A 26,376-nucleotide genomic window follows, 5' to 3' on the forward strand; every position below is an offset into this window, starting at 1 on the left:
GCAAAGACCATTTGATAGCACCGCGCGGGGGCGACCCCGTATCGCTACCGCGATTTCCAGTCCGGCGAGCGCTTTTCGGCGAAGGCGCGCGGCCCCTCCTGGGCGTCCTCGCTGCGATAGGTGAATTCCGACGCGTGGCGAGCGGCCTGCAGGGCGGCGGCGCGGCCCATCTCGGTGGCCAGCATCACCGTGTCGCGGCCGGCCTTCACCGACAGCGGGGCGCCATCGAGGATCTCGTGGGCCAGCTCCAGCGCCTTGTCCATCAAGGCGGCGGGCTCGGCCAGGCGGTTAACCAGGCCGATTTCGTAGGCGCGCTGGGCGGTGATCGGCTTACCGGTCAGGATGATCTCCATCATGATCCGCTGGGGGATCATGTGGATCAGCGGCGCGGCCCAAGGCGAGCTGCGGCCGACCTTGACCTCGGTGATCGCGAACCTGGCCTCGGTGCTGGCCACGCACAGGTCGCAGGCCTGGGCGATCATCCAGCCGCCGGCGAAGGCCACGCCGTTGACGGCCGCGATGGTCGGCTTGGACAGCTCGATATTGTCGCCCGGCACCGGGAACATGTCGCGCGGCGGAACCTGTAGCCCGCGCTCGACCATCTCCTTCAGGTCGCCGCCCGCGCAGAAGGCCTTCTCCCCTGCCCCGGTCAGGATGGCCACGCGCAGGGCCGAGTCGCGCTCGAAGCGGTCCCAGGCGGCGAACAGGCCGTCGCGGACCTCCTTGCCCAGGGCGTTGCGCTGTTCGGGGCGGTTGATGGTGATGATCGCGATCCCGTCGTCGCGGGCGTCGAACAGGACGGCGTCGCTCATCAGAAGCCTCGTTGCTGGATGGTGTGCGCCGCGCGGCTCAAGTCTTCCTGGAAGGAAGGATGGGCGATGGCGATCAGGCGGCGGGTGCGCTCGGCCAGGGTCTGGCCCTTCAGCTCGGCCGCGCCGAACTCGGTGACGATGACGTCGACGTCGCTGCGCGCCGTGGTCACCGGGCCCGACAAGGCCGGAACGATGCGGCTGATCGCGCCGTCCTTGGCGGTGGCCGGGAGAGCAATGATCGAGCAGCCGCCGGGCGAGCGTGCGCCGGCCCGGACGAAATCGACCTGCCCCCCGGTGCCGCCCATATAGGCCGCGCCGCTCTGCTCGGCGTTGACCTGGCCGGTCAGGTCGACCTCCAGCGCCGAGTTGATCGTGACCAGGCGCTCCAGTCGGGCCAGCACCGCCGCGTCGTGGGTGTAGCTGGTCGCGCACATGCGGATGGCGGCGTTGCGGTGGGCGAAGTCGTAGAGCTTGCGCGTGCCGATCAAGGCGCCGTTGATCGAGACGCCGGTGTCGATGGCCTTGCGGGCGTTGGTGACGACGCCGGCCTCGACCAGCTCGACCAGGCCATCGCCCAGCATGCCCGAATGGACGCCCAGGTCCTTGCGGTCGTGCAGCAGGCGCAGGATGGCGTCCGGCACCGCGCCGACGCCGGTCTGGATCACCGCGCCATCGCCGATATAGGCGGCGGCGTGCTTGGCGATGGCTTCGTCGGTCGGACCGATCCTGGCCGGCGCGACTTCCACTGGGCCTCGCGAGACGTGAACAGCGCAATGGATCCGCGCCGCCGGCAGCAGTTCGCCGAAGGTGTAGGGCACCTGGTCGTTGACCTCGGCGATCACCACGCGGGCCTTGTCGACGGTGGCGCGCACGTGGTCGGCGACCAGGCCGAAGCTGTGGTTTCCCTCGGAATCCGCCGGACTGACCTGGACGAAGGCCACGTCGCAGCCGATCAGTCCCTCGGCGATCATCGGCCCCAGCTGGCTGACATGGGCGGGGATGACCCCCAGCTTGCCGGCCTTGGTCATCGACCGCAGCGCGCCGATGGCGCCCATGCTGGTCAGGGAAAAGCTGTCGGCCGTCTCCGGCGTGAACAGGCCCGAGAAGCTGGTGGCGATGAAGGCCGACAGGTCGCCGATGTCCCGACCCTGGGCAATCAGCGCCTCGACCAGGGTCGTCGGCTCGCCACAGGCCTGGCCGATGACGATGCGGTCGCCCGAACGGACGAATTGGCTCAGGTCAAGCCCGGCAGCGTCCGTGACCACGGTCACGACTGTTCCGCCAGGGCCAGCAGCGCCTGGGCGCGAGCCAGGTAGGGCCGGTCCAGCATGCCGCCCTTGTAACCGATCGTGCCGACGCCAGGATTGGCGGCGAACAGGTCGACGACTTCCTGGGCGTAGGCGATCTCTTCGGCGGTCGGGCTGAAGGCGGCGTTGATGACGTCGACTTGGGCCGGGTGGATGGCCAGCATGCCGCGATAGCCGTCGCGCCGCACCTGCTCGGCCCGAGTCTTCAGCTTCTCCAGGTCGCGGAAGTCGCCTTGGATAGTCTCGATGGGCGTCACCCGGGCGGCCGAGGCGCCCAACAGGCACAGGCTGCGGGCCAGCTGGTAGGTGAAGGCGTACCCGCCGTCGGGATTGCGGTTCTCGCTGGCGCCCAGGGCGTCGGCCAGATCCTCGGCGCCCCAGGTCATGGCGACCAGACGCGGCGCGCCGGCGTAGTCGCCGGTGGTGAACATGCCCTCGGCCGTCTCGGTGACCAGGGCGATGACCTTGGTCGCGCCCTGCTCGATGCCGTTGGCGGCCTCGAACGCCGACAGGTAGTGGTCCAGCAGTTCGACGTCGCCCCGCCCGAGCGACTTGGGCAGCATGATCCCGCCGGGACGCCCCGGCATGATCGCCGCCAGGTCGGTCAAGGTGTGCGGTCCGTCCAGCGGATTGACCCGCACCCACAGCCGCGAGCGGTCTTCAGGCTGCCGGGACAGGAACTCGGCGACCACACGGCGGGCCGTGGGTTTCTCCTCGGGCGCCACGGCGTCTTCCAGGTCGAAGATGACGATGTCGGCCGAGCCTGCGGTCGCCTTCTCCATCTTCTTTTCGCTGTCGCCCGGCGCGAAGAGCCAGGAGCGCATCTTCAGCGGGGTGTCTTTGGCCGTGGTCATCAATGCTTCCCGCTCAGTAGGATTTCGGCAGTTCCAGGACCTTCTCGGCCAGGTAGTTGAGGATCATGTGCGGGCTGACCGGCGCGGTCCTGGGGATCAGGCTTTCGCGCACGTAACGTTCCACATGATACTCCGCCGCGTAGCCCATGCCGCCCAGGGTGAGCATGGCGGTGTGGCAGGCCTCGAAGCCGAACTCGCCGGCCAGGTACTTGGCCGCATTGGCCTCGACACCGCAATCCTCGCCCTTGTCGAACAGGTTGGCCGCCTTCATCGCCATCAGATTGGCGGCCTCCAGCTGGGCCCAGCACTTGGCCAGCGGATGCTGGATGCCCTGGTTCTGGCCGATGGGCCGATCAAAGACGATCCGCTCGCGGGCGTAGCGGGCGGCGCGCTTGATCGCCGCTCGCCCCAACCCAACAGCCTCCGAAGCCAGCAGCACCCGCTCGGGGTTCAGTCCGTGCAGGATGATCTTGAAGCCCTCGCCCTCGGGCCCGATGCGGTCCTCTTCCGGGATCCACAGGTCCTCGATGAACAGCATGTTCGAGTCGATCGCGTGGCGGCCCATCTTGTGGATCAGCCGCACGTCGATCTTTGAGCGGTCGAAGTCGGTGTAGAACAGCGACAGCCCCTCGGTCTTGCGCTTGACCTGGTCGATCGGTGTCGTGCGGGCCAGCAGCAGCATCTTGTTGGAGACCTGGGCCGTCGAGATCCAGATCTTCTCGCCATTGACCAGATAGCCGCCGTCCTTGCGCTCGGCGCGGGTCTTCAGCGCCGTGGTGTTGAGGCCGGCGTTGGGTTCGGTGACGGCGAAGCAAGCCTTGTCCTGGCCGCTGATGATCCCCGGGATCGAGCGCTGCTTCTGGTCTTCCGTGCCGAACAGGATGATCGGCTGCAGGCCGAAGATGTTGATGTGCACCGCCGAGGCGCCGCTCATGCCCGCGCCGGACTCGGCGATGGCCTGCATCATGATCGAGGCTTCGGTGATGCCCAGGCCCGAGCCGCCATAGGCCTCCGGCATGGCGATGCCCAGCCAGCCGGCGTCGGCCAGCGAGCGGTAGAAATCCTCGGGAAAGACGCCCGACTGATCGCGCTCCAGCCAGTACTCGTCCGGGAACTGCGAGCAGTGCTTGAGGATCGCCTCGCGGATGTTCTGCTGGTCCTGGGTGAAGGAGAAATCCACGGCTTTGCGACCTTGTTTCGGGGCAATTGGGCTGCGTCGGCGGGTAGCAGCCGTGGCCGGGCGCCACAACGACCCGGCCGGCACATATCGCCTGTGCGGAGGGCAAGCCGATGGATTTAGGCCGCCCATTGGCCTAGCCGCTATAGGGCGGTTAGGGAGCTATAAGTGGACAAGAAACCTCGGGGCTCAGGCCCCCTGTCCGGCGTACGCGTGATCGACCTGACCAGCATGGTCTTCGGCCCCTACGCCACCCAGATCATGGCCGACATGGGCGCCGACGTGATCAAGGTCGAGCCGCCCTCGGGCGACGCCACGCGCTATATCTCGGTCGGCCCGACGCCCGACCTGGCCGGCGTGTTCGTCAACGTGAACCGCGGCAAGCGCAGCATCGTGCTGGACCTGCAGAGCGACGACGGCAAGGCGGGCTTGCGCGCCCTGCTGGAACAGGCCGACGTCTTCATCCACTCGATGCGGTCCAAGGCCATCGCCAAGCTGGGCTTCGACTACGACAGCGTCGCGAAGCTGAATCCGTCGATCGTCTACACCAACTGCTACGGCTACGGCCGCGAGGGGCCCGAGCGCGATCAGCCGGCCTATGACGACACCATCCAGGCCGAGTGCGGCCTGACCGCCGTCCAGCAGATGCTGACGGGCGAGGCCAACTATGTCGGCACCATCGTCGCCGACAAGGTGGCGGGCCTGACCGCCCTCTACGCCACCACCATGGCCCTGTTCCACCGCGAGCGGACCGGCGAGGGCCAGGAGGTCGAGATCGGCATGTTCGAGACCATGGCCTCGTTCATGCTGGTCGAGCACGCCAACGGCGCGATGTTCGATCCGCCGCTCGGCCCGGCGCACTATCCGCGCGTGGTGGCCGCCAACCGCAAGCCCTACCGCACCAAGGACAGCCACGTTTCGGCGCTGATCTACAACGACAAGCACTGGGCGCTGTTCGTCGAGGCGGTGAAGCCCGCCTGGGCCGACGCGGGGATGGCGACGCTGAACGAGCGCGCCCGCCAGATCGACCGCATCTACGGCCTGCTGGCGGAAACCTTCCTGGAGCGCACGACGGCCGAATGGCTGGACCTGCTGCGCAGGCTGGGCATCCCGGCCGCGCCGCTGCGCACCCCCGACGAGCTGTTCGACAACCCCCACCTGAACGCCGTCGGCTTCTTCGAGACCGTGGACTCGCCCCGGGGCAAGATCCGCTTCCCGGGCGTCCCGACCACCTTCTCGGCGACGCCGGGCAAGGTCCACGGCCCCGCGCCCGAGCTGGGCGAACATACGCGGCAAATCCGCGACGAGTTCGGCCTGAACGCGGCCGACCACGCCAAGACCGGGAGTGACAAGTGATGGGCGTTTTGTCAGGCAAGGTCGCCGTGGTGACCGGCGCCAGCCGCGGCATCGGCAAGGGCATCGCCCTGGCCCTCGCCGAGGCCGGCGCCACCGTCTACGTCACGGGTCGGACGGTGAACGCGGGCGAGCATCCCCTGCCCGGTACGGTCGGCGAGACCGCGCTGGAGTGCGATCGCCGGGGCGGCAAGGGCGTCGCCGTCCAGGTCGACCACGCCAACGACGACCAGGTCGCCGCCCTGTTCGCCCAGGTCGAGCGCGAGCAAGGCCGGCTGGACATCCTGGTCAACAACGCCTTCGCCCTGCCCGAGGACCTGACCGAGCCCAAGCCCTTCTGGGAAAAGCCGCTGTCGAACTGGGAGATGGTCGACGTCGGCGTACGCTCCAACTACGTGGCGGCCTGGCACGCGGCCAAGATCATGACGCCCCGGAAGTCCGGGCTGATCGTGGCCATCTCGGGCTATGTCGGCGTGACCTACACCTATGGCGTGGTGTTCGGCACGTGCAAGTCGGCGGTCGACCGCATGGCGCGCGACATGGCCATCGAGCTGAAGCCCTTCGACATCGCCTCGGTCTCGCTGTGGCAGGGCCTGACCTTCACCGAGCGCGCCGAGCGCAACATCGCCGCCAATCCGGCCATGAAGCAGAGCGTCGTCACCAATCCGCTGGTCGGCTGTTCGCCGGAGTTTCCGGGCCGGGTGATCGTGGCCCTGGCCAGCGATCCCAAGGTGATGAGCCGCTCGGGCGCCACCTACATCACCGCCGAGCTGGCCCAGGACTACGGGGTCACCGACATCGACGGCAAAGTCATCCCGTCGCTGCGCGAACAGCGCGGCTCGCCGATCTGGCAAGCGATCTAGGAGCACGACATGAGCAGCGACACCGACAAGCTGGCCCGCCTGAGCGGGCTGCTGGACCGCCAGGACATCCACGACGCCCTGACCCGCTTCAGCCGGGGCATGGACCGTTTCGATCGCGAGACGTTCCTGTCGGCCTTCCACGCCGACGCCGAGATCGCCGCCGGCACGTTCGTGGGCCAGCCCGACGCCCTCTACGACTGGGCGCGCAACATGCACGACATCGGCCAGTCGGCCACGCACCACGCGCTGCTGAACCACAGCTGCGACCTGGACGGCGACACCGCCCACACCGAGACCTACTACCTGTTCGCCGCGCGCAATCGCGACGACAGCAACTGGATCGCCGGGGGCCGCTATATCGACCGGTTCGAACGCCGCGACGGCGCCTGGAAGATCGCGGTGCGCAGCACGGTGATCGAATGGTCGGGCGTGCTGCCGACCATGCCGATCCCCTTCGGCGACGTGCCAGGCATCCACCTCAACGGCGTGGCCTCGCGCGGCCCGGACGATCTGTCCTACCGCCGCCCGCTGACCAACCTGCGCGAGCCGAACGTTCCGGCCTGACCTCTCGACTCCAACATTCCGGCGAAGGCCGGGATGTTGGGCAGTGGGGGGTTGTTGAGGCAGATCAAGCCAAGGCGGCCGCGGTCATCGGGGCGGCGATATCGGCGGAGGACAAGGCGGGTTCGCTTGCGCAGCGTCACCCACGGATTACCACTGTCCTCAAAACGCGATAGGTGAGGTTACCCCATGGCTGACGGTGCAATGGCAGCGGAACGCCCCGTGCCGTTCTCGGTGGAAAATCCCGAGCGGATCCCGTCGCGACGCTATTTCGACGAAGAATTCTACCGCCTCGAGGGCGAGCATCTGTGGCCGCACGTCTGGCAGATGGCTTGCCGGCTGGAGCAGATCCCCAATGTCGGCGACTGGGTGGAGTACACCATCCTGGGCAGGTCGGTGATCGTCGTGCGCGGCAAGGAGGGCGTGAAAGCCTTCCACAACGCCTGCCGTCACCGCGGCGTGCCGCTGGTCGAGGAAGGGGGGCATGGCAACTGCAAGACGCCCGGCTTCATCTGCCCCTTCCACGGCTGGCGCTGGAACACCGAGGGCCAGAACACCTTCGTCTACGGCAAGCACATGTTCAGCGAGTCCCAGCTGGACCAGGCCGACCTGGCGCTGAAGCCTTGCCGCGTCGAGCTGTGGGGCGGCTGCGCCTTCATCAATTTCGACGACGACGCTCCATCGTTCCGCGACACGATCGGCCCGGTGGCCGACCGGATCGAAGCGCACGGCATGAGCAAGCTGAAGTCGGAATGGTGGTACGCCACCGTCCTGCCGGCCAACTGGAAGGTGGCGATGGAAGCCTTCATGGAAGGCTACCACGTCATGCGCACGCATCCGCAGCTGCAGCAGGCCGCGCCGATGCTCTACAACATGATGTACGGCATGGACACCGGCGGCATCGGCCTGCCGATCGACCCCAACATGACCGTGCGCCAGAACATCGCCGCGCAGATCAAGCACCTGGGGCTGCTGAGCGAAGGCATGGCCGGCATGGTCCACGCCAAGGAAGTCGAGATCGCCAAGCAGCTGGCCGATGTCGAGTTGCCCGAGGATCCCGCCCAGGCGGTGATGATGTGGTACGGCATCCTCAACCACCAGATCACCACCCAGCTGCGGGCCAAGGGCGAGGACGTGCCGGACCTGAACGGCGTGGCGGTGTCCGACCCGATCAACGCGGTCGAGTTCCTGTTCCCGAACTACTTCCTGCTGCCGATGTTCTCGAGCATGTCATCGTACCGCATCCGCCCGCTGGGTCCGGAAAGCTGCCTGTTCGAGCTGTGGTCGCTGACCCACGTGGCCGACGGCGTCGAGCACAAGACGCCGATGGAGCCGACCCTGCTGCCCTATGACAGCCAGGAGTTCCCGCCGATCCCGCGCCAGGACTATTCGAACATCCCGATCCAGCAGAAGGGCATGCACGCGGCCGGCTTCGACTACATGCGCCTGTCCAAGGACATCGAGGGCCTGATCAGCAACTACAACCGGATCATCGACGGCCACCTGAAGGGGGTCGCGCCGGACAAGCTGGCCTCGGCGACCAACCTGCTGGGCGGCAATTTCGACGGCAAGATCCTCGATCTCGGCTTCTGAGCCGTGAGCGCGACGCCCAAGCTGCTGATCTTTCTAAAGCGGCGGCCTGGGCTGAGCCGCGAGGCATTCCGGGACTACTACGAGGCCAACCACGTCCCGCTGTGCCTGAAGTACATGGCGGGCGTGGACCGCTATTTCCGGCGCTACCTGGAGCCCGCTCCCGGCATGCCGGAAATGGAGGCCGACGTGGTCACCGAGGTCTGGATGAAGGACCAGGCGGCGCTGGACTACGTGCTGGCCAACGCCGCGAAGGATCGGCTGCCGCCCGACGTGCTGGCCGACGAGGAAAAGCTCTTCGACCGATCCAAGTCCCGGTTCTGCGCCGTGATCGAGTGCGAAACCGACATGGCCGGCTGAGGGCTCGACCTAGCGCCCTAGAACAACGCTCAGGGGCCGCGCTCGTCCATCGACAAGCTCAGGATGAGGGCGACTGTTGTGACGGCTGAAGTCGAATTCCTCATCCTGAGCTTGTCGATGGACGAGGAATTCGCTCAGCGGCCGAACAAGCGCCCTACGGAAGTTTGGCCAGTTCCGCGTCGATGGCGTCCAGCTTGTCGGCCGGAATGCCCTTGGGGTTCATGGCGTTGAGCTCGCGGAAGGTCTTGCCCTTGGCCATGACCATCCGGAGGTCTGACGAGATGCCCGGAAACTGCTTTTCGACAATGGCCTTGGCCTGCGGATTGGCGAACAGGTCACCGACCGTGGTTTTCTGGGTCGAGAGACTGCCCGCGTGGGCGACCGACAGCGGAGCCACGGCGATGCACGCCGCCAGAACGACGACTTTGAGATTCAACGGCATGTATTCCTCATCCATGATGGCGCGAAGGCGCAACCGATGACTTGATCGGCGCCTGGCGAATTGAGTGAAATTGCAAATATTCCCCACGGCGGAGGCCACTATACTCGCCGCCCGCACGAAAATCGGATAACACGTTACTCGAAAGTAAACAAGCACGCTCCGGGGTAAATTCAAGACCTCATGCGACGAGATGCACGAGCGCCGTCCTAGTCTTCACCCCACAGCGCCTCGGCCGCCGCCAAGGCCTGCCCGCCCCGACCGCCCAGTTCGCCGATCAGCGCCTTCAGGCGGTAGGTCCACAGGTGCAGCGGGTGCTCCAGGGTGATGCCCATCGCGCCCAGGAACTGGTGGAAGTCGTAGACCGTGGCCCGCGCGCTCTCCTGGGCGTGCAGGGCGGCCAGGGCCGCGTCGCCGGCGTCCAGCGTGCCCGCCGCCTTCATCGCCAGCCAGTACACGCCGTTGGCGCGCACCTGGGCCTCGGCCAAGCGGTGACGCAGCGCCTGGAACGTGGCCAGGGGCCGGCCGAACTGCTGGCGGTCGGTGACATAGGTCGTGACGCTGTCCAGCGCCGCGCCCAGCAGGCCCGCGGCTTCCGCCGCGATGGCGACGCGCCAGCGGGTCGTGACCGCCTCGGGCAAGACGTCGTGCGCCGTGGTCGCGACCACCGACGGGTCGATCAGCAAGGTTCCCATCGGATAGCCGAACAGCGTCTCCTCTGCCCGGACCTGATCTTCCGTCGCGACGAAGCTGGAGACCTTGTCCTGGCCCACTACCAGCACGGTCGCTCCAGCCTTCAGGAAGCGGATCGGACGCTTGGCCTTGCCGGCCTCGACCACGCAGAAGGGGCGCGGCAGATCGGGAAACAGCGGGCGGATCAGGGCGCTGGCCGCCGCCTCCACCGCGAAGGGCAGTCGCGCCAGGCGCTCGACCACCAGGGCGGCCGAGCCGGCGCCGAGATCGGGGTCGAAAGCGACGTCCAGGAAGCCGCCCTCGGCGAGCTCCTGATCCAGCCTGTCGCTGACCAGGGCGAAACCGGCGTCATGCAGGGGCGCGGCGGCGAACGGACGGGCCAGCGAGTCCACGGCGTCGAGGATCGCCGTCTGGTCGGACGTAAGAGCGAGGTCCATCAGCGCGGCTCCCGGGGCAGCTTGAGCACGTCGGTGGCGATGATGTTCAGCTGGATCTCGGCGGCGCCCGCCGCGATCCCGGCGACGATCCCGCGCTGGTGGTGCATCTTCAGATAAGGGTGAGCGTCGGCCAGGGCTTCCGGCAGATACTCGACGACGAACTCGGCGACCCGGCGCTCGGCCATGACGGTGGCGAAGCGCGCCGAGCTCGACTCCGCTCCGATAGCCTCGCCGCGACAGCGCCGGTCGATGATCGCGTAGCTGGCCATCCGCGCCGCCTCGCACAGGGCCGCGCAATGGGCGGCCTCGATCTTCACGGCCTCGCCGGCGAACTCGTCCTGAGCCTTCAGCACCTGGACGGCGCGATCCAGGGCCGCGCGAGCCAGGGCATAGCGCGGGATGCCCAGCCGCTCGTTGGTCAGCGAATAGGCGATGATCTCCCAGGCCTGGCCCTCTTCGCCCAACCGCGCCGAGGCGGGCACGACGCAGTCGTCGAAGAACACCTCGTGGATGTCGCCCTCGCCGATCAGCGACGGGATCTGGCGCACGGTGATGCCCGGCGTGTCCATCGGGACCAGCAGGATCGAGATGCCCTTCTTGCGGTCGTCGCTGGTGCGGCAAACCAGAAAGCAGGTGTCGGCCAGGCCCGCATAGCTGGTCCAGATCTTCTGGCCCGAGACTCGGTAGCTGTCGCCCTCCAGCACCGCGCGGGTGCGCAGCGAGGCCAGGTCCGACCCGGCCCCCGGCTCGGAGAAGCCCTGGCACCACAGGGCCACGCCGTCGGTGATCGGCGGCAGATATTGCGCCTGCTGCTCGGGCGAGCCGTAGCGGATCAGGGTCGGTCCCACCCAGTTGACGTTCATGTACTGGCCGCCGCGCGGCTCGCCGGCGATCCACATCTCCTCGGCCAGGATCGCCTGGTGCCAGGGGTCCAACCCGCCGCCACCGATGTCCTTGGGCCAGTGCGGCGTCAGAAGCCCCTCGTCGGCCAGCTTGCCGCAGAAGGTGCGCGCATATTCGGTCAGGGCCGGCGAGGCCGGGCCGTGCTGCGAGAACCGCTCCCAATCGTCGGGCAGGGTGGCGGCCAGGAAATCCTGCAGTCGCTTGCGGAAAGCCGCCTCTTCGGCGGTCCATTCAAAGTTCATGGGGCTCTTCGTTTCGCAAAGGGCGCGGCCCTGTTTCGTGAAGGATTATACGAACCCGTCGGGCCGCGCCGCGCCGGAGCGGTCCGCCGGCCAAAAGAACGCCGTGCCGATATGGCGCCCTCTTGCGTGGGCCGGCGAAGGCGCCGCAAGTCTGGCCCATGACCGACCCCGTCTTCATCGCCGTGGCCAAGACCGACGAGATCGCGCCCGAGACCGCCAGGGAAGTCGAGATCGGCGGGCGCTCGATCCTGATCTGCCACAGCGACGGCCGGTTCTTCGCGATCGAGAACCTGTGCTCGCACGCCGAGGAGCCCCTGGCCTGCGGACGCCTGAAGCGCGGCTGGATCTCGTGCCCGGCCCACGGCGCGCGGTTCGACCTGGAGACCGGCGAGCCGCTGAACCCGCCCGCCACCGAGCCGCTCAAGACCTTCCACCTGCGCGTCGTCGGCGACGTCATCGAGGTCGCCCTCTAGCCAGCCCGCCCCATCGCCTTGCCGATATCGCCCCCCAGGCCTTGCGGCGTTCCCCGCAAATAAGGCCTAGCGTGGAGTCAGCTTGGAGACCCGGCTTTGACCGACGCGCTTGAAACCCTGAGGCATGACGTCCGCGCCTGGCTGGAGGCCAATGCGCCCAAGGACTGGCGCGCGACCTGCACCAGCCACGAAGGCTTCCTGGCGACCCAGCGCGGCTGGTTCGCCAAGCTGGTGGAGGGCGGCTACGCCGTGCCGCACTGGCCGGCCGAATGGCCCGGCGGCGGCCAAGGCCTGGCCGAGCAGAAGGTGCTGTACGAAGAGCTGGCCCGCGCCGACACCCCGCGCCTGCTGCTATCGTTCATGTCGACCTACCACGCCGCCAGCACCCTGTTCGAATGGGGCAGCGCCGAGCAGCAGGCCAAGTACATCCCGCGCATCCTGGAGGGCGAGATCTGGTGTCAGGGCTTTTCCGAGCCCAACGCCGGTTCCGACCTGGCCGCGGTGCGCACCCGCGCCGAACGGCGCGGCGACGTCTATGTGGTCAACGGCCAGAAGGTCTGGTCGACCATGGGCCAGTTCGCCGACAAGTGCCTGCTGCTGGTGCGCACCCGCACGCAGGGCGCCAAGCAGGCCGGCCTGACCTATCTGCTGCTGGACCTGAAGGCCAAGGGCGTCACCGCCCGGCCGATCCACCAGATCCATGGCGACGAGGAGTTCGCCGAGCTGTTCCTCGACGATGTCGAGATCCCGGTCGCCGACCGCCTGGGCGACGAGGGCCAGGGCTGGGCCGTGGCGCAGTCCACCCTGTTGTCCGAGCGCGGCCTGACCCTGCTGGAGCTGAGCGCGCGCATGCGCGGTGCGCTGTGGCGGATCGCCGACCTGATCCGCGAGACCGGTCGCGAGGACGACGCCGGGATCCTGCGCGACTTCGGACGGCTGGCCACCCGGATCGACGCGGCCTGCGCCCTCGCCGACCAGTTCCTGGCCAACCGCATCGCCGGTCACGAGCGGGTCGGCGACGCCTCGCTGGTCAAGCTGACCTATTCGCGCACGCTGCGGGACTTCACGTCGCTGGGCCTGCGGTTGGCGGGCCTGGAGGCGCAGTATCACGAGCCCATCGTGTTCGGCGGCGGCATGGAGACCGGCAACTGGATGGCCGACTTCATGAACAGCTACGCCTGGACCATCGCCGGCGGCAGCGACGAGGTTCAGCGCAACATCATCTCCGAGCGCCTGCTGGGCATGCCCCGCGAGCCCAAGACCTGGACCCTGGCGGGAGACGCGGCATGAGCACCGATCGAGCCGAACTGCGGGACGCCACGCGCAAGGCCTTCGGCGCCGCCGGCCTGGCTCCCGCCCTCGACACAAGCTGGAACACCGTCACGGAAATGGGCGCGCTGATGATGGCCGTGCCCGAGGACCTGGGCGGCCTGGGCCTGGGCCGCGAGGCGGTCGGCGTCATCCACACCGAGCTGGGCCGTACGCTGGCGCCCGGCCCGGCCATCGCCCAGATGCTGGTCATCGAGGCCCTGTGCGCCGCCGACGGTCTGGCCGGGCGCCAGGACCTGCTGGACCGCGCCATTGCCGGCGAGATCATGACCGCCTCGCTGGCCCGCGCCGACGCCTGGGGCGCCCTGACCGCCGTGCCCGACGCCGATCGCGCGAGCCATGTTCTCGTGGTCGGGGAAGGCCGCGTGTCCCTGGTCCCTCTGGAAGGCGCCGCGATCACCGCCCGCGAGACCTGGGACAGGACCCGCCGACTATTCGACGTTCGTCCGACGGCCGACGGTCTGGTCTTGGCGCAGGGCGCGGCCGCCACGGCCCTGGCCGGGCGGCTGGAGGCGCAGATGCTGCTGGCCCTGGCCGGCGACTGCCTGGGCGGCGCCGACGCGATCCTGGAGCTGACGATCGAGTACCTGGGAACCCGTCGCCAGTTCGACCGGCCGCTGGCCCTGTTCCAAGCGCTGAAGCACCGCGTCGCCGACATGAAGACCTGGTTGTCGGCGGCCGAGGCGCTGTTCTGGAACCGCGCGACGGACGCCGCCGCCGGCGTGGCCGAGCTTGGCGCCCTGAAGGCCCACGCGGCGAGCGTCTATCGCGCCATCACCGAAGACGCGGTCCAGCTGCACGGCGGGATCGGCCTGACCATGGAGCACCACTGCCACCTGTTCCTGAAACGCGCGACGCTGAACGCCACGCTGGGCGGCGATGCGGACTACTGGGAAGAACAGGCGGGGCGGGCGGCGTTGCGGAAGGCGGCTAGCTAGAGCCGCGCCTCGGCCAGCAGCAGCTCCGCCAGTTCTTCCGGTCGTGTGTTCATCGCCTGGTGTCCGGCGTCGAGGCGGACGACGCGCCCCACCTGCAGCCGCTCGGCGAACCGTTCCTGCCAGACCGGCGGCAAGATGCCGTCGCGTTCGCAGACAACGTAGGTCGACGGCACGTCCTTCAGGTGCTCGTAGGTCCAGTGGACGGCGTAGGTCACGGCCATTGGCCAACTGTCTTGGTCCAGCCGCGCCAGGAACGCCCGCGCCTGATCGCCGTCCATGTCGTTGCAGAACATGATCGGCCGCTGGACCTCGCGGCCGTGGAGGTTCGGATCGAGCGGCCAGCCGACCTCGTCGGGGTTCGCGCCCTGGACGCCGCCGCCCATCATGTCGAGCACGCTCTGGCCCGGCAGCGGCGCGCAGCAGCTCAGATAGACCAGTCGGCGAAAGAGGCCCGGCGACTGGCGCGCGGCCAGGACGGGAAGCATGGTCCCAGCCTGCGAATGGCCGACCAGTACGACGTCGCTCAGACCAGCAGCTTCGATGTCGGCGAGCAGTTCGTCGGCGACGGCCTCGACGCCCAGCTCCAGCGTTTCCCGGTCGCGCTTCACGCCGCAACCCGGCACGTCCAACGCAAGAACGGCCGCGCCCCGGGTCTCCAGGGCGCGACCGAGCTCTTCCCAAACCCAGCCGCCATGCCCTCCCCCGTGGAGGAGGGCGAAGGCGGGCGCCGGGGTCACTTGCCGACGACTTCCTTGACCGTGGCGACGATCGTATCGACCGACACCAGATAGGCGTCTTCCAGCGGCTTGGAGAACGGCACCGGCGAGTACGGCGCGCCCAGGCGGCGAACCGGCGCCTTCAGCTTGCCGAACAGCTCCTCGTTGACGGTCGCGGCGATCTCGGCGCCCGGGCCGAAGCTGCGGACAGCCTCGTGGACCACGACGCAGCGGCCGGTCTTGGCGACCGACTTCAGCACCGTCTCACGATCCCAGGGCGAGACCGTGCGCAGGTCCACCAGCTCGACCGAGATGCCGGCCTCGGCCAGCGGGGCCAGGGCCTGCAAGCTGCGAACCACCATCGACGACCACGAGACGATCGTCACGTCCGTGCCCTCGGCCACGACCTTGGCCTGGCCCAGCGGAATCGGGCCCTGGTCGACCGGCACGTCGCCCGGGATGAACAGCGTGCCGGCCGACTCGATGATGATGCAGGGATCGGGATCCTGGATGCACGACAGCAGCAGGCCCTTGTAGTCGGCCGGGTTGGACGGCGCGACGACCTTGATCCCGGCGGTGTGGGCGAACCAGCCCTCCAGGTGGTCGGCGTGCTGGCCGGCGGTCTGCCAGCCGGCGCCCGTCAGGGTGCGGATGGTGATCGGCACCGTGCTCTGGCCGCCGGACATGAAGCGCAGCTTGGCCGCGTGGTTGAAGATCATGTCCATGCAGACGGCGGTGAAGTTCATCAGCATGATCTCGGCGACCGGCTTGTAGCCCGCCAAGGCCGCGCCGATGGCCGCGCCGATGATCGCCTGCTCGGAGATCGGCGTCGACTTGACGCGCTGGTCGCCGAACTTGGTCGACAGGCCGATCGTCGCGCCGGTCACGCCGCCGCCCTCGCGGTCGGCGATGTCCTCGCCGAACACCAGGACCTTGGGATCCTCTTCCATCGCCTGGTGCAGGGCCGCGTTGACGGCCTGGAAGGCGTGCATTTTGACAGTCTCGGTCACGCGGGGATCTCCGTGGCAAACACATCGCGGCGCAGCTCGGCGACGGACGGGAAGGCGCTGGCCAGACCGAACTCCATCGCGTCATCCACCTCGGCCTGGATGTCGGCCTGCATCTTGGTCAGTTGGTCCTCGGTCGCGTGGCCCTCGGCCAGCAGACGCGCGCGGAAGGCGGGCAGCGGATCCTTGGCGATCGCGGCGGCCTTTTCTTCCTTGGTCATGTACTTGTCGTCGTCGCCCAGCACGTGGCCCAGGAAACGGAAGGTCTTGCACTCCAGCAGGGTCGGGCCCTCGCCTTCCCGCGCCCGCCGGATCGCCTCGTAGGCGGCGGCGTACATGGCCCACGGGTCGTTGCCGTCCACCGTGAAGCCCGGCATGCCGTAGCCGATGGCGCGCTTGGAGATGAAGTCCACCGAGGTGCCGTTCTCGTAGCGGGTGTGCTCGGCGAAGCCGTTGTTCTGGCAGACGAAGATCACCGGCAGCTTCCACAGCGAAGCCAGGTTCAGCGACTCGTGGAACGCGCCGATGTTGGAGGCGCCGTCGCCGAAATAGGCGATGCTGACGCGCTTGCTGCCGTCCAGCTGCGCGGCCCAGCCCAGGCCGTTGGCGATCGGCATCGAGGAACCGACGATGCCGGTGGTGACCATCACGCCCGTCTCTGGGTGCGTCAGGTGCATCGGGCCGCCCTTGCCCTTGCAGGTGCCGTCGACGCGGCCGGCGATCTCGGCCCACAGCGGACGCAGCGGCATGTCCTTGGCGACCATGTCGTGGATGCCGCGATAGATCGTGCAGATCGTGTCTTCGTTGGTCAGCAGCGAGGAGATGGTCGAGGGAATGACCTCCTGACCGCGGGCCGAATAGTAGGGCATGATCAGCTTGCCCAGGCGCATCGCCTTGCGGATCGTGTCGTCATTGCGCTCGATGCGGATCATCCGCCGGTAGATATCGACCAGCGTCTCCGTGCTGGGGGCCGGACTGTTGCTCTGCTCTGCCATGACGTCCTCGAGGGATGGTGGATCGGGCCATCGATCAGCGCTCGCGGCGCCAAGGTCAATCGCGCCCCGACCCGCCCTGGCGATATCTCACCGACCGACCACCAAGCCCCGGAGAACCCTACGGAAAGCGCGCCGTCACCCCGCCCGGAGCGAGGCGAATTTTTCGGGATCCAGCAGCTTCCACATGCCGTCGGCCGAGGCGACCGTGCGGTCACCGGCCATGATAAGGCCGCGCATGAACACCACCTGCGAGGTGCGACGCACCAGCTCGGGCCGGCAGGTGACGAAGCTGCCGATCTTCGCCGTCGCCACGAACTGCATCTGCAGCTGAAGCGTCACGCAGTCGCGCGTGTTGGCCGCGTCGACCACGCCCATGCCCAGGGCGATGTCGGCGAAGGTCATCAGGACCCCGCCGTGCACCGTACCGACATGGCCGTTGCCGTGGCCTTCCTCGCTGAGCAGACCGACTTGCCGGCCAGCCTCGTCCTGGCGAACCCAATAGGGCCCGGCGGTCTCGTTGAAGTGGGTGCCGCCCATCCGGACCCAGCCCTCGGCCTCCAGCCGCGCGGCCTCTTCGGCAAGACTCACAGTTGGTTGCCCATGCCCGCCGCGTGCTTGGCGGCGATGTAGCCGAAGGTCAGGGACGGGCCGATGCTGGCCCCGGCGCCGGGATAGATGTTGCCCATCACCGAGGCCGTGGAGACGCCGGTGGCGTAGAGGCCCTCGATCGGCGAGCCGTCGGCGCGCACCACGCGGCCGTTCACGTCGGTGATCGCGCCGCCATAGGTGCTGACATCGCCGGGCACCACGTTGACCGCGTAGAACGGCCCCGTCTCGATCTTGCCCAGCGACGCGTTGCCGTCTTGATAGGGGTCGCCGAGCCAGGAGTCGTAGGCGCGTTCGCCGCGATGGAAGTCCTCGTCCACGCCCTTGTCGACGAAGCCGTTCCAGCGCTCGACCGTGGCCTTCAGGGCGGCGGGATCGACCTTGATCAGGCCGGCCAGGGCCTCGATGGTGTCGGCCTTCTTCAGATAGCCCTGCTCGGTCCAGGCGGCCGGCTTGCCCGCGCCCGGCATGGTGCCGGCCACCATGTACTGGTCGATGCAGGTCCAGTCGAAGATCGCCCAGCTGGGGATGGCGGGAACGGTCTGGTTCCGCTTCAGCATGTTTTCGCAATAGAGCTCGTAGGAGCCGCCCTCGTTCAGGTAGCGAACGCCCGACTGGTCCACGAGGATGGCGTGCGGTTTGCCCGTCAGGCTCTGGATCGGCGGGGTCGGGAACATGGTCTCCCAGCCCGGCGCCAACGTGGTCTGGTAGCCGACCATCTGGTTCATCTGGCCCAGCACGCCGCCGATGCGCTCCATCTCGACATGCAGCTCGCCCATGTCGCTCTCGTTGGTCTGGGACCATTCGGCGCGCGTGCCCGGCATATACTTGTCGCGCATGGCCTGGTTGCGGGCGAAGCCGCCGGCGTTGACCAGCACGCCCAGCCTGGCGCCCACGCGCCAGGGCTTGCCGTCCTTGACCGTCGCCACGCCGGTCACGACGCCGTTCTCGACGATCAGTTCGGAGACCGGGGATTCCAGCCGCACGTCGACGCCGGCCTTCAGGCCCGCCAGCAGCATCCGGCCCTGCAGGGCCGCGCCCGCCGAGACGACCTTCTTGCCCGTCAGCCGCGTCCAGGCGGTGCGCAGGATGACCGCCAGGAACGCCTTACGCCCGGTCCAGCTCTTCTTGTAGTAGGGAAGCTTCATGCCCTCGTCGAGCCGGACGGGAACGGGCAGGAAACCGGGGCGCAGCTTGGATTTCCATTCGCCCAGCTCGTTGGTGTCGAACAGCTGGGCCGAGACGCAGCGGGTGGTTTTGCAGCCGCCCGGCAGCTCGTCGTAATAGTCGGGCCAGAAGTCGGCGGTGCGCTCGAACTTCAGTCCCTGGTCGATCAGGAAGTCGATCATCTTGGGCGCTTCCTGCACATAGGCCAGGCGGCGCTCGCGCGATGTACCGGGCGCCTCGCCCGGATCGGTGGCCGCCGCGGCGTCCAGATAGGTGATCGCCGCCTCGGCGCTGTCCTTGTCGCCAGCCGCGCGCATGAAGCGGTTGTTGGGGATCCACATCACCCCGCCCGACTTGGCGGTGGTGCCGCCGGCCCAGGCCGACTTTTCCAGGATCACGACGGACTTGCCGGCCTTGCGCATGACCAGGGCCGAACTCATCGAGCCGGCGCCGTTGCCCACGACCACCCAGTCGAACGTCTCGTCAAATGCGGCCATGCGCGTCTCTCCCCGTTTTGTCGAGCGCGTCGGATCTGGACCTCGGGCGGCGCGCGCTCGTTATCGCTCGCCCGACCTCTTCATTTCGTCCCGGCGTCAGACGACGTCGGCCAGCTTCACCCAGCGGCGCTCGGCGCTCGAAACCCGGATCGCCTCCTGCAGGCGCTCGACCTCCAGGGCCCGCGCGAAGTCCGGCGATGGCTTACCGCCGCCTTGGATCGCCTCGACCATGCGCCGCATCGACAGCGCCATCGGGAAGCTGGGTTGAGGCTCGCTTTGCCAGTCCAGGCCGATCCCGGGCACGGACTTGAAGGCGTCGGGAATGGCGATGGTCTCCAGACCACCGCCCAACTGCCCGCCGCGCAGGATGCAATCGCGCGACGTCGGGAAGGTGGGCGACGAAGCGACCAGCCGGCCCTTCTCACCCGCCACGTCGAGCAGCCAACCCACGTGCAGCGGCAGGCTCCAGCTGATCTGCATCGGCAGCGTCAAGCCGTTGGCGAACTTCAGGATGACATTGGCCAGGTCGTTGGTCTGGGGCGTGATCTTGTCGCCGTCCGCAAACACCCACTCGCGTAGGATCTGAGTGTCGTCGGCCACCAGTTCCGTGATCGGGCCGAACAGGTGCAGCAGCATGTAGAGCGCGTGGCTGCCGTTGTTGCGCACCGCCGACACGCCCTGCCCCGCCTGCGCGAACCAGTTGTAGGGGAACTGCTTGTTGGGCTGGTTGAACAGCGAGATGCTGAACTGGCAGGTCCCGCCCATCGGCCGGCCCAGATAGCCCTCGTCGACCATCGCCTTCATCTGGCGATGGGCGGGGATCCATTCGGAGAAGGCGTCGACCACGCCGACGCTCCCGCCGGCGCGCCAGGCCGCGTCGATCTCCTTCGCACCGGCCCAGTCGGGCGCGTGCGGGCTGGCGTTGTAGACGTGCTTGCCGGCAGCCAGGGCCGCCAACACCATCGGCTTGCGCACCGACGGCCGGGTGCCGCAGTCGATGATGTCGATGTCGGGATCGGCGCACAGCGCCTGGAAGTCCCAGAACGGCCGGTCGATCTTCAGTCGCGTCGCCGCGGCTTCCGCCGTCTCGCGACGCGACGTGCAGATCGCCGTGACCTCGACGCCCGGAATGGCGCGCCAGGCGGGCAGGTGCGCGAAACCGCCCCAGGCCGCGCTGATGATCCCGACCCGGAGCGTCATTAGAAGGCCTACTCGATGGTGCCCAGGACGGTGCCGACTTCGTAGATCTCGCCGATCTGGGCGATGATCCGCAGGGTGCCGCTGGCCGGGGCCTCGACCTCGTTGGTCGACTTGTCGGCCTCCAGCGAATACAGCGGCTGGCCTTCGGTAACATGGGCGCCATCCGCGACGAGCCATTCGGCGATCTGGGCTTCGGTCATCGAAAAGCCGAGCTTGGGAAGCAGGATGTCGGTGGCCATGGTCGCGGTCTTTCCTAGGTCGGACTAGAGGTTTTCGACCTTCTACCTAGCGCGCGCGCGGCGCGGCGCCCTGCGCAAAACAGGTCGCCGGCCCCGGATATCGTCGCGGCGATACGGCCGTCAGTAGCCACGCGTATCGACCCAATCCTCGGTCTCGCCGGGCTTGTAGGTCTTGCCCGGAATCTTGCCCGACTTGGTCTTCAGGTCGAAGCCGATCTGGTCGGCGCCGCCCTCGATCTGCACGCCCATGACCGCCAGCACCCAGCTGGTCATCACGTAGTGACCGATCGAGAAGATCAGATGCATCTTCTGATGCTTGTCGAAGAACTTGCCCAGCGTGTCCCAGGTGGCGTCGCTGAGATTGCCGTCGTCGATCAGTTCGTCGACCGAGCGCAGCACCACCTTGTCCACCTCGCTCCAGGCCCCGCCCTTCGGGTAGTCGCGAATCGCGGCGATCTCTTCCAGGGTGAGGCCGGCGTTCAGGCCGTAGCCGACGTGGTTGTGCCACTCGTAGAACGACTTCACCCGCCAGGCGACGCGCAGGATGATCAGCTCCAGGAACCGCGTCGACAGCGTGTTCTCCATCAGCAGATGCTTGCTCCAGGCGTTGTACGCCTTGCCCAGCGGCGGGTGGTTGCCCATCACCGAGATGATGTTGGTCTTGGAGCCTTCCTCCCAGGCGTTGGGCTCGCCCCAGAAGGCGAAGACCTCGCGCGCGTCGTCGGTCCATTCCGCGCGGGGCAGCGGCAGGATGCGAGGCTTGATGTCGCTCATGGAAGTCTCCGGGGTCTCTGACTGAATACTATTGGGTGAGCGCCAGCGCCGCCGCCTCGGCGGCGCAGTCGCGGCTGGGCGGCTTGGCCGGCAAGGCGGCAAGCTCGGCCTTCGCGGCCTCGAGGCCGGCGCGGAAGGCCGGATCGGCGTGCAGCCGGGCCACCACCGCCGCGGCGGCGATGCGGCCTTCCTCGATGTCGCTCAGCCAGTGGGCGTTGCAGATCCGGCGGCTGTCGCCGAAGGCCCGGCCGCGCGCGACGATGGCGTTGGCGTGGTCGGGCAGCAACTCGGCCAGGATCAGGCCCCAGCCATAGCCGATGGCGCTATGGCCCGAGGGATAGGAGCCGTCCTTGCGCAGCATCGGCTCCATGTCGGGCGTGCAGGTCGGCTGGCCGTTGGTCATGAACGGCCGGCCGCGCTGGTACTGCTTCTTGATCGCCGAGGTCGAAAGACCCAGGTCCGCGAAGGTCTTGCGCAGCAGCTTGTCCGTGGCCGGCGTCGATTGCGGGCCGATGTCGCGACCGGCCGCGCAGGCGAACACGGCCGTGACATCCGGTCGCCACAGGTCCGCGTCGGTGGTCGCCAGGGTCCAGCGGGGTCCGCCCTTGAGGGCCAGCGCCGCCTTGGAGGCTTCGATGTCGCGCGCCTCGGCGACCGATCCGGCGGCCGGAGGCGCGGGCGACAACAGCAGACTGTCGGCCGGCGCGGCGCTGGCCAGATAGCCCTGCGGCAGCCTGGACGGCGTCGACGGCGCGACCGACGGCGGCGTCGACTGGCCAGCCGATTGGGCCGCCAGCGCGCCGCCGGCGGCGGTGATCACCAGAGCGGCGGCGAGAGTGAACTTCAGGGTCATCATCTTGGTCGCCATGCTCAAAGCCCTTCGATCAGCAGCGCCCGGTATTCCGCGCCGCGTTTGCGGTGAACCAAGGCCGCCTGGTATTCCGGGCTGCCGTACCAGGCGCGAGCGTCGTCGGCGCTGGGGAACTCCAAGATGATGACGCCGTCGGGATTGTCGCCCTCGAACGCCTCGGACGCGCCGTACACGGCCAAGGGCTTGAGGCCGTACTTTTCGACGAAGCCGCCGGCGTTCTGGCGGTTCATCGCGCTGTAGGTCTTCAGCGCCTCCGGATCGGTGACGGCGTCTTCGCGCAAGAACAGCATGTAGGCGGGCATAGCGCTTTTCACCGTCAGTGCGCGGGCTGGGGCGTCGCCCCAACTCAAAGGTCTGGACTACATCGCGGCCGTATCGATCGTTGGTCTTATCAAGATTTGGGAGACGTTCGCGCGGGCTGGCAGGGAGGCGATGAAAACGATCGCTTCAGCGATATCGGACGGCTGCATCACCCCTTCCTTGCCGACGTGTTGGGTCATCGCGGCCCGCATGGTGGGATCGCTGATGCCCGTCGCCACCTCGGTCTGGGTCGCTCCGGGCTCGACGATGCTGACCCGGATACCGGCCCCGCCGACTTCCTGGCGCAGGCCCTCGGTCAGGCCGGTCAGGCCGAACTTGCTGGTCGAATAGGGGCCAAAGACGCCCGCCGCCCGGCGGCCGGCGGTCGAGGAGATGTTGATGATGTCGCCCGCACCTTGCGCCTTCATCGGACCGATCGCGGCCTTGCAGGTGTAGAGCGTGCCCATCAGGTTGATGTCGATGACCCGGCGCCACTCCTCGGTCGGCAGGCTCTCGACGCCGCCCGCCTGGATCACCCCGGCCGAGTTGACCAGGATGTCGATGCGGCCCAGCCGAGCGATCGTGTCCTCGACGGCCGCCACGGCCTGCCCCTCCACCGAGACGTCGCCAGGCAGGGCCAGCGCCTTGCCGCCGGCCGCCTCGATCCGCCGAACCAGGTCGTCCAGCCGGTCGGTGCGGCGGGCGGAAAGGGCCACCTGGACGCCGGCCTGGGCCAGGGCGATCGCCGCCGCCTCGCCGATGCCCGACGACGCTCCGGTGACCAGGGCGACCTTGCCCGACAGGCTTCCCGACATTGCCTTCTCCCTAATGCTGTACAGTCGTTCAGCGGAGAGTGCGCAGACGTTCCCGCCGCGTCGAGCGCTTGCCGGCCGATCGCTTCAGATATCGCTCAGGCGTCCTCGTCGCTCATCCAGTGCACGAAGCGCTGCAGAGGCAGCATGCCGTCATGGGCCCCGCCCATCACGTGCTTGGCCGCCCCGCCCAGCCGCACGACACGCTGCGCCCCCGCGCTGGCCAGCCGATCGCGCATCGCCCGTTTGCACTCGGGCGGATAGACGCCGATGGTCTGGGTGGCGACATTGACGTAGCGGATCGCGCTGTCCAACGAGGCCACATGGACCACATTGGCGGTCTTGTTGCTGGGGTGGAAGTCGACCGGCTCGTCGGTCAGGATCACCAGACCCCGGCCGTCGGGCTTACCCCAAACCTTCGTCTCGTCGTCCATCAGCGCCAGCATCTCGATCTCCTCGCGGGTCTCGACCGGCAGGGGATGAGCGAACTCCGACGAGGTCTCGCGATCGACGGCCAGACGGTCCTGAAGCCGCGCGCAGAACGCCTCTACGCCCGCGCGCTCGCCCTCGACGAAGATGAACCGGCTGGCCAGGCAGGCTTCCTGGTTCATGGTCGCCACGTCGATGGCGGCGGCCTCGGCGACCGCGTCGATCACCTCAGGGGACTCGAACCCCTCGGGCCCGATCATCGAGATCGAGGTCTTCGGATCGAACGACACCAGCTGGAGGCCGGGGCCGACATATTTCAGGACATTCTTGATCGCGTCGCCGCCGCCCCAGGCGACGATCTTGTCGAAATACTGCGGGCGATATAGCGTGCCCTCGATCCGCTCGTCGCCGCCGCGCCAGTAGACCGCCGACATCGATTTGACGACCGGATGCTCGGGATCGACGTCGGCCATCGTGCGCAGCATGGCCACGCAGGTGAACGGGTCGCTGGACGGCATCTTGAAGACGTTGATCGCCTTGACCAGCGCGCCCTGGGCGATCGACGAGATGCAGCCGGTCGGCGAATTGCCAGCCAGCATGTGCACCATGCGCGGCGGGAAGGCCCGCAGCGCGCCCTTGTTTCCGTGCAGGTCGGTGCGCTCGACCCAGCCGTCCAGCGCCTTCGGATCGATGAAGCTGGTCTCGACGCCGCACATCAGCCCCTCGCGGGTCAGGAAGTGCTGGGCGCGGCGGAACAGGTTCTCGACCACCCGCCGGGGTAGCGGGTTGACCTTGACCGTGTGTTCCAGCGCGGCCTGCAGATAGGGGTTGGTGTCCAGGCTCATCCGCTGGCCAGCCTCGACCAGGAAGTCGACGATCTCGCTCAGCGGCGTGTCCAACAGCGGTGGCAGCTCGGAGCGGGGGGCGACCAGGGCGTCCAGGTCGATGGTCGGGGTCACGAAGTCGACGCCCAGGTCGCGCGACCGGTGCTTGACCGCGTCGCCGCTGACCAGCCGGCCGCGGATGAAGTGATCCACGTGGATGGGGTCCGCCTCAACCTTGGCTTCCATCAGGCTCATGACACCCCTCGCACATAGGCGTCGACCGTGCCGGCGCAGCCGATCTTGTCGTCGCCTTCCAGGTCGGCGTAGCGGACGATGTCGTCGCGGATCGACGGACCCGCGTGGCCGCAGGCGCAGGGGCGGTAATCCAGCGCGATCTTGTCGCCCGTGATCACCCCGCCCCAGCGGCCGTCCAGCGACAGGTCGAAGAAGGCCGCCCTGCCCTCGATCTCCTCGCCCTCGACGTACGGCGCCAGGGCGTCGCCGTCCTTGTTGAGGATCAGCGGCACGATCCACGGCGGCACGTGATAGCGCCCGCCCCGCTGGCACTTGGGCATCGCCGAGTTCAGCTCCTGCATGCTGTAGTTCTGGAAGTGGCGGCCCGGCGGGATGTTGAAGGTCTCGTGCACGACGGCCTGATAGTCGTCCGGCAGCAGGGCGCGCTTCAGTCCGCCGCCCACATAGATGCAGTTGTCGGGATGGAAGTCGGCCGCGCCGAAGCCGCGCTCGCGCACGGTCTTGGCCACCGCATAAAGCCCGCTCCACAGGCCCGAGACGTAGAGCTTCTTGTCGCGGTTCTCGATGACCGCGTCGGCGGTCAGGTCGATGGCGGCGTCCACCACCGCCTGCCGCTCGCGCGAGGTGCGTTCGAAGTCGGCGATCTCCTCGGGCCGGGCCGAGCCGTCGGCGATCGTCTTGCGCATGACCACCATCCTGGTCAGAGCGCCCACGGTGATCGGCGGCACGGGATAGTCGAACCGGGGCCATTTCGGATCGGAGAAAGCGTCGTACTGGGCCTGGCCGATGATGATGTTCTTGGCCACCGCCGCCACCGGCGCGCAGCCGATCATCTTGCGGTCCTGAAGCGGCGTCACGCCCGAGCCCCAGGCGAAGGCCTGGACCGTGTCGACCCTAGACCAGGCCATGTCCCGCTCCGAGGCGATCAGCATCGCCGACTTGCCGGTGGTGCCGCTGGAGCACGAGATGAAGTGGCCGGCGGCCTGTAGCCGGGCGATCCAGTCGTCGATGTCGGCGATGTCCGCCGTGTCGATCGCCGCGATCGGATACGGCGAGATCGTGCCCAGCCACTTGATCAGCCGGTCCCACTTGCCCTCGATCAGAAAGCTCTCGGGATAGCTCTTGTAGGCGGTGTGCGGGAACAGCAGCGGGACCACGTCGGCCAGGGTCCGCACCGCGTCGATCCCCGCCTCGCGGGCGCGATGACCCAGCAGCTTGATGCGATCCCTGCGATCCTGGAACAGCGCGTCGATCGCCTGGAGCTGAGCGTCCGCGATCTGGTCGTGCGGGATGTCGAAGCGGTTGCCCGCCTCCGCCAAGCCAATCAGCCTGTCCCTCGCCTCTTCCATTGTC

General features: G+C 68.1%; 28 protein-coding genes. 8 read left to right on the top strand and 20 right to left on the bottom strand.

Going from position 1 to position 26,376, the window contains the following annotated elements; translation table 11 throughout:
• Positions 1 to 44: 44 nt before the first annotated feature.
• From G3M62_RS18360 to G3M62_RS18375, 4 genes are read right to left on the bottom strand one after another with little or no spacing between them, the layout of a single operon-like run.
• Positions 45 to 812, bottom strand: coding sequence for an enoyl-CoA hydratase/isomerase family protein (locus tag G3M62_RS18360; RefSeq protein ID WP_165189634.1), 768 nt, complete (start codon positions 810 to 812; stop codon positions 45 to 47).
• On the bottom strand, positions 812 to 2,083 hold the full coding sequence (locus G3M62_RS18365; RefSeq protein WP_165189636.1) for an acetyl-CoA hydrolase/transferase family protein: 1,272 nt from the start codon (positions 2,081 to 2,083) through the stop codon (positions 812 to 814). The genes G3M62_RS18360 and G3M62_RS18365 overlap by 1 nt, the downstream gene beginning before the upstream one ends.
• Positions 2,080 to 2,973, bottom strand: a complete 894-nt coding sequence (locus tag G3M62_RS18370; RefSeq protein WP_165189638.1) for an HpcH/HpaI aldolase/citrate lyase family protein — start codon at positions 2,971 to 2,973, stop codon at positions 2,080 to 2,082. Before G3M62_RS18370 ends, G3M62_RS18365 begins: the two co-directional genes overlap by 4 nt.
• 13 nt (positions 2,974 to 2,986) lie before the next feature.
• Positions 2,987 to 4,153 (bottom strand): acyl-CoA dehydrogenase family protein, encoded by a 1,167-nt coding sequence (locus G3M62_RS18375; protein WP_165189640.1) that lies wholly within the window; start codon positions 4,151 to 4,153, stop codon positions 2,987 to 2,989.
• A gap of 165 nt (positions 4,154 to 4,318) precedes the next feature.
• Between G3M62_RS18375 and G3M62_RS18380 the strand changes: the two genes are divergently transcribed.
• From G3M62_RS18380 to G3M62_RS18400, 5 genes are all read left to right on the top strand, one after another.
• The gene (locus G3M62_RS18380; protein ID WP_205691889.1) at positions 4,319 to 5,506 is read left to right on the top strand and encodes a CaiB/BaiF CoA transferase family protein; all 1,188 of its coding nucleotides are present in this window, start codon (positions 4,319 to 4,321) and stop codon (positions 5,504 to 5,506) included.
• Positions 5,506 to 6,366, top strand: coding sequence for an SDR family NAD(P)-dependent oxidoreductase (locus tag G3M62_RS18385; RefSeq protein ID WP_165189642.1), 861 nt, complete (start codon positions 5,506 to 5,508; stop codon positions 6,364 to 6,366). Before G3M62_RS18380 ends, G3M62_RS18385 begins: the two co-directional genes overlap by 1 nt.
• A 9-nt stretch (positions 6,367 to 6,375) precedes the next feature.
• Positions 6,376 to 6,930, top strand: a complete 555-nt coding sequence (locus tag G3M62_RS18390; RefSeq protein WP_165189644.1) for a nuclear transport factor 2 family protein — start codon at positions 6,376 to 6,378, stop codon at positions 6,928 to 6,930.
• 186 nt (positions 6,931 to 7,116) lie between these two features.
• A complete protein-coding gene (locus G3M62_RS18395; protein WP_205691890.1) occupies positions 7,117 to 8,520 on the top strand; it encodes an aromatic ring-hydroxylating oxygenase subunit alpha in 1,404 nt (467 codons plus the stop codon).
• A 3-nt stretch (positions 8,521 to 8,523) separates the two neighbouring features.
• Positions 8,524 to 8,877, top strand: a complete 354-nt coding sequence (locus tag G3M62_RS18400; RefSeq protein ID WP_165189646.1) for an EthD domain-containing protein — start codon at positions 8,524 to 8,526, stop codon at positions 8,875 to 8,877.
• Positions 8,878 to 9,031: 154 nt separating this feature from the next.
• On the opposite strand, the gene G3M62_RS18405 is transcribed toward G3M62_RS18400, so the two are convergent.
• The 3 genes from G3M62_RS18405 to G3M62_RS18415 form a co-directional block, all read right to left on the bottom strand.
• Positions 9,032 to 9,319: a hypothetical protein gene (locus G3M62_RS18405; RefSeq protein ID WP_165189648.1), complete on the bottom strand. Its 288-nt coding sequence runs from the start codon at positions 9,317 to 9,319 to the stop codon at positions 9,032 to 9,034.
• Positions 9,320 to 9,525: 206 nt separating this feature from the next.
• Positions 9,526 to 10,446, bottom strand: a complete 921-nt coding sequence (locus G3M62_RS18410; RefSeq protein ID WP_165189650.1) for an acyl-CoA dehydrogenase family protein — start codon at positions 10,444 to 10,446, stop codon at positions 9,526 to 9,528.
• Entirely contained in the window at positions 10,446 to 11,591 is a 1,146-nt protein-coding gene (locus G3M62_RS18415; protein ID WP_165189652.1) for an acyl-CoA dehydrogenase family protein, read from the bottom strand. Before G3M62_RS18415 ends, G3M62_RS18410 begins: the two co-directional genes overlap by 1 nt.
• 158 nt (positions 11,592 to 11,749) lie before the next feature.
• Here G3M62_RS18415 and G3M62_RS18420 point away from each other — a divergent pair, with 158 nt between their 5' ends.
• The 3 genes from G3M62_RS18420 (at position 11,750) to G3M62_RS18430 (ending at position 14,331) form a co-directional block, all read left to right on the top strand.
• Complete coding sequence (locus G3M62_RS18420) at positions 11,750 to 12,064, top strand: Rieske (2Fe-2S) protein (RefSeq protein WP_165189654.1); 315 nt, start codon at positions 11,750 to 11,752, stop codon at positions 12,062 to 12,064.
• Between the two features lie 96 nt (positions 12,065 to 12,160).
• Positions 12,161 to 13,354, top strand: a complete 1,194-nt coding sequence (locus G3M62_RS18425; protein ID WP_165189656.1) for an acyl-CoA dehydrogenase family protein — start codon at positions 12,161 to 12,163, stop codon at positions 13,352 to 13,354.
• Positions 13,351 to 14,331: an acyl-CoA dehydrogenase family protein gene (locus G3M62_RS18430; protein ID WP_165189658.1), complete on the top strand. Its 981-nt coding sequence runs from the start codon at positions 13,351 to 13,353 to the stop codon at positions 14,329 to 14,331. Before G3M62_RS18425 ends, G3M62_RS18430 begins: the two co-directional genes overlap by 4 nt.
• On the opposite strand, the gene G3M62_RS18435 is transcribed toward G3M62_RS18430, so the two are convergent.
• The 13 genes from G3M62_RS18435 to G3M62_RS18495 form a co-directional block, all read right to left on the bottom strand.
• The gene (locus G3M62_RS18435; protein ID WP_165189660.1) at positions 14,328 to 15,068 is read right to left on the bottom strand and encodes an alpha/beta fold hydrolase; all 741 of its coding nucleotides are present in this window, start codon (positions 15,066 to 15,068) and stop codon (positions 14,328 to 14,330) included. The genes G3M62_RS18430 and G3M62_RS18435 overlap by 4 nt on opposite strands.
• On the bottom strand, positions 15,065 to 16,057 hold the full coding sequence (locus G3M62_RS18440; RefSeq protein WP_205691891.1) for an alpha-ketoacid dehydrogenase subunit beta: 993 nt from the start codon (positions 16,055 to 16,057) through the stop codon (positions 15,065 to 15,067). The genes G3M62_RS18435 and G3M62_RS18440 overlap by 4 nt, the downstream gene beginning before the upstream one ends.
• Complete coding sequence (locus tag G3M62_RS18445) at positions 16,054 to 17,049, bottom strand: thiamine pyrophosphate-dependent dehydrogenase E1 component subunit alpha (protein ID WP_165189662.1); 996 nt, start codon at positions 17,047 to 17,049, stop codon at positions 16,054 to 16,056. The genes G3M62_RS18440 and G3M62_RS18445 overlap by 4 nt, the downstream gene beginning before the upstream one ends.
• A 135-nt stretch (positions 17,050 to 17,184) precedes the next feature.
• Complete coding sequence (locus G3M62_RS18450) at positions 17,185 to 17,637, bottom strand: PaaI family thioesterase (RefSeq protein ID WP_165189664.1); 453 nt, start codon at positions 17,635 to 17,637, stop codon at positions 17,185 to 17,187.
• Positions 17,634 to 19,319, bottom strand: a complete 1,686-nt coding sequence (locus G3M62_RS18455; RefSeq protein ID WP_165189666.1) for an FAD-dependent oxidoreductase — start codon at positions 19,317 to 19,319, stop codon at positions 17,634 to 17,636. Before G3M62_RS18455 ends, G3M62_RS18450 begins: the two co-directional genes overlap by 4 nt.
• Before the next feature lie 96 nt (positions 19,320 to 19,415).
• Positions 19,416 to 20,519 (bottom strand): Gfo/Idh/MocA family protein, encoded by a 1,104-nt coding sequence (locus G3M62_RS18460; protein WP_165189669.1) that lies wholly within the window; start codon positions 20,517 to 20,519, stop codon positions 19,416 to 19,418.
• Between the two features lie 8 nt (positions 20,520 to 20,527).
• On the bottom strand, positions 20,528 to 20,758 hold the full coding sequence (locus G3M62_RS18465) for a biotin/lipoyl-containing protein (RefSeq protein WP_165189671.1): 231 nt from the start codon (positions 20,756 to 20,758) through the stop codon (positions 20,528 to 20,530).
• 120 nt (positions 20,759 to 20,878) lie between these two features.
• Positions 20,879 to 21,532, bottom strand: a complete 654-nt coding sequence (locus tag G3M62_RS18470) for a carboxymuconolactone decarboxylase family protein (protein WP_165189673.1) — start codon at positions 21,530 to 21,532, stop codon at positions 20,879 to 20,881.
• A gap of 28 nt (positions 21,533 to 21,560) precedes the next feature.
• Positions 21,561 to 22,400 carry an acid phosphatase gene (locus G3M62_RS18475; protein WP_205691892.1) on the bottom strand — a complete coding sequence of 280 codons (840 nt, stop codon included), beginning with the start codon at positions 22,398 to 22,400 and terminating at the stop codon, positions 21,561 to 21,563.
• Between the two features lie 2 nt (positions 22,401 to 22,402).
• Positions 22,403 to 22,705, bottom strand: coding sequence for a DUF1330 domain-containing protein (locus tag G3M62_RS18480; protein ID WP_165189675.1), 303 nt, complete (start codon positions 22,703 to 22,705; stop codon positions 22,403 to 22,405).
• Between the two features lie 57 nt (positions 22,706 to 22,762).
• The gene (locus G3M62_RS18485) at positions 22,763 to 23,518 is read right to left on the bottom strand and encodes an SDR family oxidoreductase (RefSeq protein WP_165189677.1); all 756 of its coding nucleotides are present in this window, start codon (positions 23,516 to 23,518) and stop codon (positions 22,763 to 22,765) included.
• A gap of 95 nt (positions 23,519 to 23,613) precedes the next feature.
• A complete protein-coding gene (locus G3M62_RS18490; protein ID WP_165189679.1) occupies positions 23,614 to 25,023 on the bottom strand; it encodes an acyl-CoA reductase in 1,410 nt (469 codons plus the stop codon).
• Positions 25,020 to 26,372 (bottom strand): hypothetical protein, encoded by a 1,353-nt coding sequence (locus tag G3M62_RS18495; RefSeq protein WP_165189681.1) that lies wholly within the window; start codon positions 26,370 to 26,372, stop codon positions 25,020 to 25,022. Before G3M62_RS18495 ends, G3M62_RS18490 begins: the two co-directional genes overlap by 4 nt.
• Positions 26,373 to 26,376: the final 4 nt, after the last annotated feature.

Origin of the sequence: Caulobacter soli, from assembly GCF_011045195.1 — a bacterium.
GTDB classification, from domain to species: domain Bacteria; phylum Pseudomonadota; class Alphaproteobacteria; order Caulobacterales; family Caulobacteraceae; genus Caulobacter; species Caulobacter soli.

Excerpts from the sequence above, each read along its gene's own strand:
- G3M62_RS18360 (WP_165189634.1), bottom strand. The coding sequence starts at position 812 with ATGAGCGACGCCGTCCTGTTCGACGCCCGCGACGACGGGATCGCGATC.
- G3M62_RS18370 (WP_165189638.1), bottom strand. The coding sequence starts at position 2,973 with ATGACCACGGCCAAAGACACCCCGCTGAAGATGCGCTCCTGGCTCTTC.
- G3M62_RS18385 (WP_165189642.1), top strand. The coding sequence starts at position 5,506 with ATGGGCGTTTTGTCAGGCAAGGTCGCCGTGGTGACCGGCGCCAGCCGC.
- G3M62_RS18390 (WP_165189644.1), top strand. The coding sequence starts at position 6,376 with ATGAGCAGCGACACCGACAAGCTGGCCCGCCTGAGCGGGCTGCTGGAC.
- G3M62_RS18395 (WP_205691890.1), top strand. The coding sequence starts at position 7,117 with ATGGCTGACGGTGCAATGGCAGCGGAACGCCCCGTGCCGTTCTCGGTG.
- G3M62_RS18405 (WP_165189648.1), bottom strand. The coding sequence starts at position 9,319 with ATGCCGTTGAATCTCAAAGTCGTCGTTCTGGCGGCGTGCATCGCCGTG.
- G3M62_RS18410 (WP_165189650.1), bottom strand. The coding sequence starts at position 10,446 with ATGGACCTCGCTCTTACGTCCGACCAGACGGCGATCCTCGACGCCGTG.
- G3M62_RS18415 (WP_165189652.1), bottom strand. The coding sequence starts at position 11,591 with ATGAACTTTGAATGGACCGCCGAAGAGGCGGCTTTCCGCAAGCGACTG.
- G3M62_RS18420 (WP_165189654.1), top strand. The coding sequence starts at position 11,750 with ATGACCGACCCCGTCTTCATCGCCGTGGCCAAGACCGACGAGATCGCG.
- G3M62_RS18430 (WP_165189658.1), top strand. The coding sequence starts at position 13,351 with ATGAGCACCGATCGAGCCGAACTGCGGGACGCCACGCGCAAGGCCTTC.
- G3M62_RS18445 (WP_165189662.1), bottom strand. The coding sequence starts at position 17,049 with ATGGCAGAGCAGAGCAACAGTCCGGCCCCCAGCACGGAGACGCTGGTC.
- G3M62_RS18455 (WP_165189666.1), bottom strand. The coding sequence starts at position 19,319 with ATGGCCGCATTTGACGAGACGTTCGACTGGGTGGTCGTGGGCAACGGC.
- G3M62_RS18460 (WP_165189669.1), bottom strand. The coding sequence starts at position 20,519 with ATGACGCTCCGGGTCGGGATCATCAGCGCGGCCTGGGGCGGTTTCGCG.
- G3M62_RS18465 (WP_165189671.1), bottom strand. The coding sequence starts at position 20,758 with ATGGCCACCGACATCCTGCTTCCCAAGCTCGGCTTTTCGATGACCGAA.
- G3M62_RS18470 (WP_165189673.1), bottom strand. The coding sequence starts at position 21,532 with ATGAGCGACATCAAGCCTCGCATCCTGCCGCTGCCCCGCGCGGAATGG.
- G3M62_RS18475 (WP_205691892.1), bottom strand. The coding sequence starts at position 22,400 with ATGGCGACCAAGATGATGACCCTGAAGTTCACTCTCGCCGCCGCTCTG.
- G3M62_RS18480 (WP_165189675.1), bottom strand. The coding sequence starts at position 22,705 with ATGCCCGCCTACATGCTGTTCTTGCGCGAAGACGCCGTCACCGATCCG.
- G3M62_RS18485 (WP_165189677.1), bottom strand. The coding sequence starts at position 23,518 with ATGTCGGGAAGCCTGTCGGGCAAGGTCGCCCTGGTCACCGGAGCGTCG.
- G3M62_RS18490 (WP_165189679.1), bottom strand. The coding sequence starts at position 25,023 with ATGAGCCTGATGGAAGCCAAGGTTGAGGCGGACCCCATCCACGTGGAT.
- G3M62_RS18495 (WP_165189681.1), bottom strand. The coding sequence starts at position 26,372 with ATGGAAGAGGCGAGGGACAGGCTGATTGGCTTGGCGGAGGCGGGCAAC.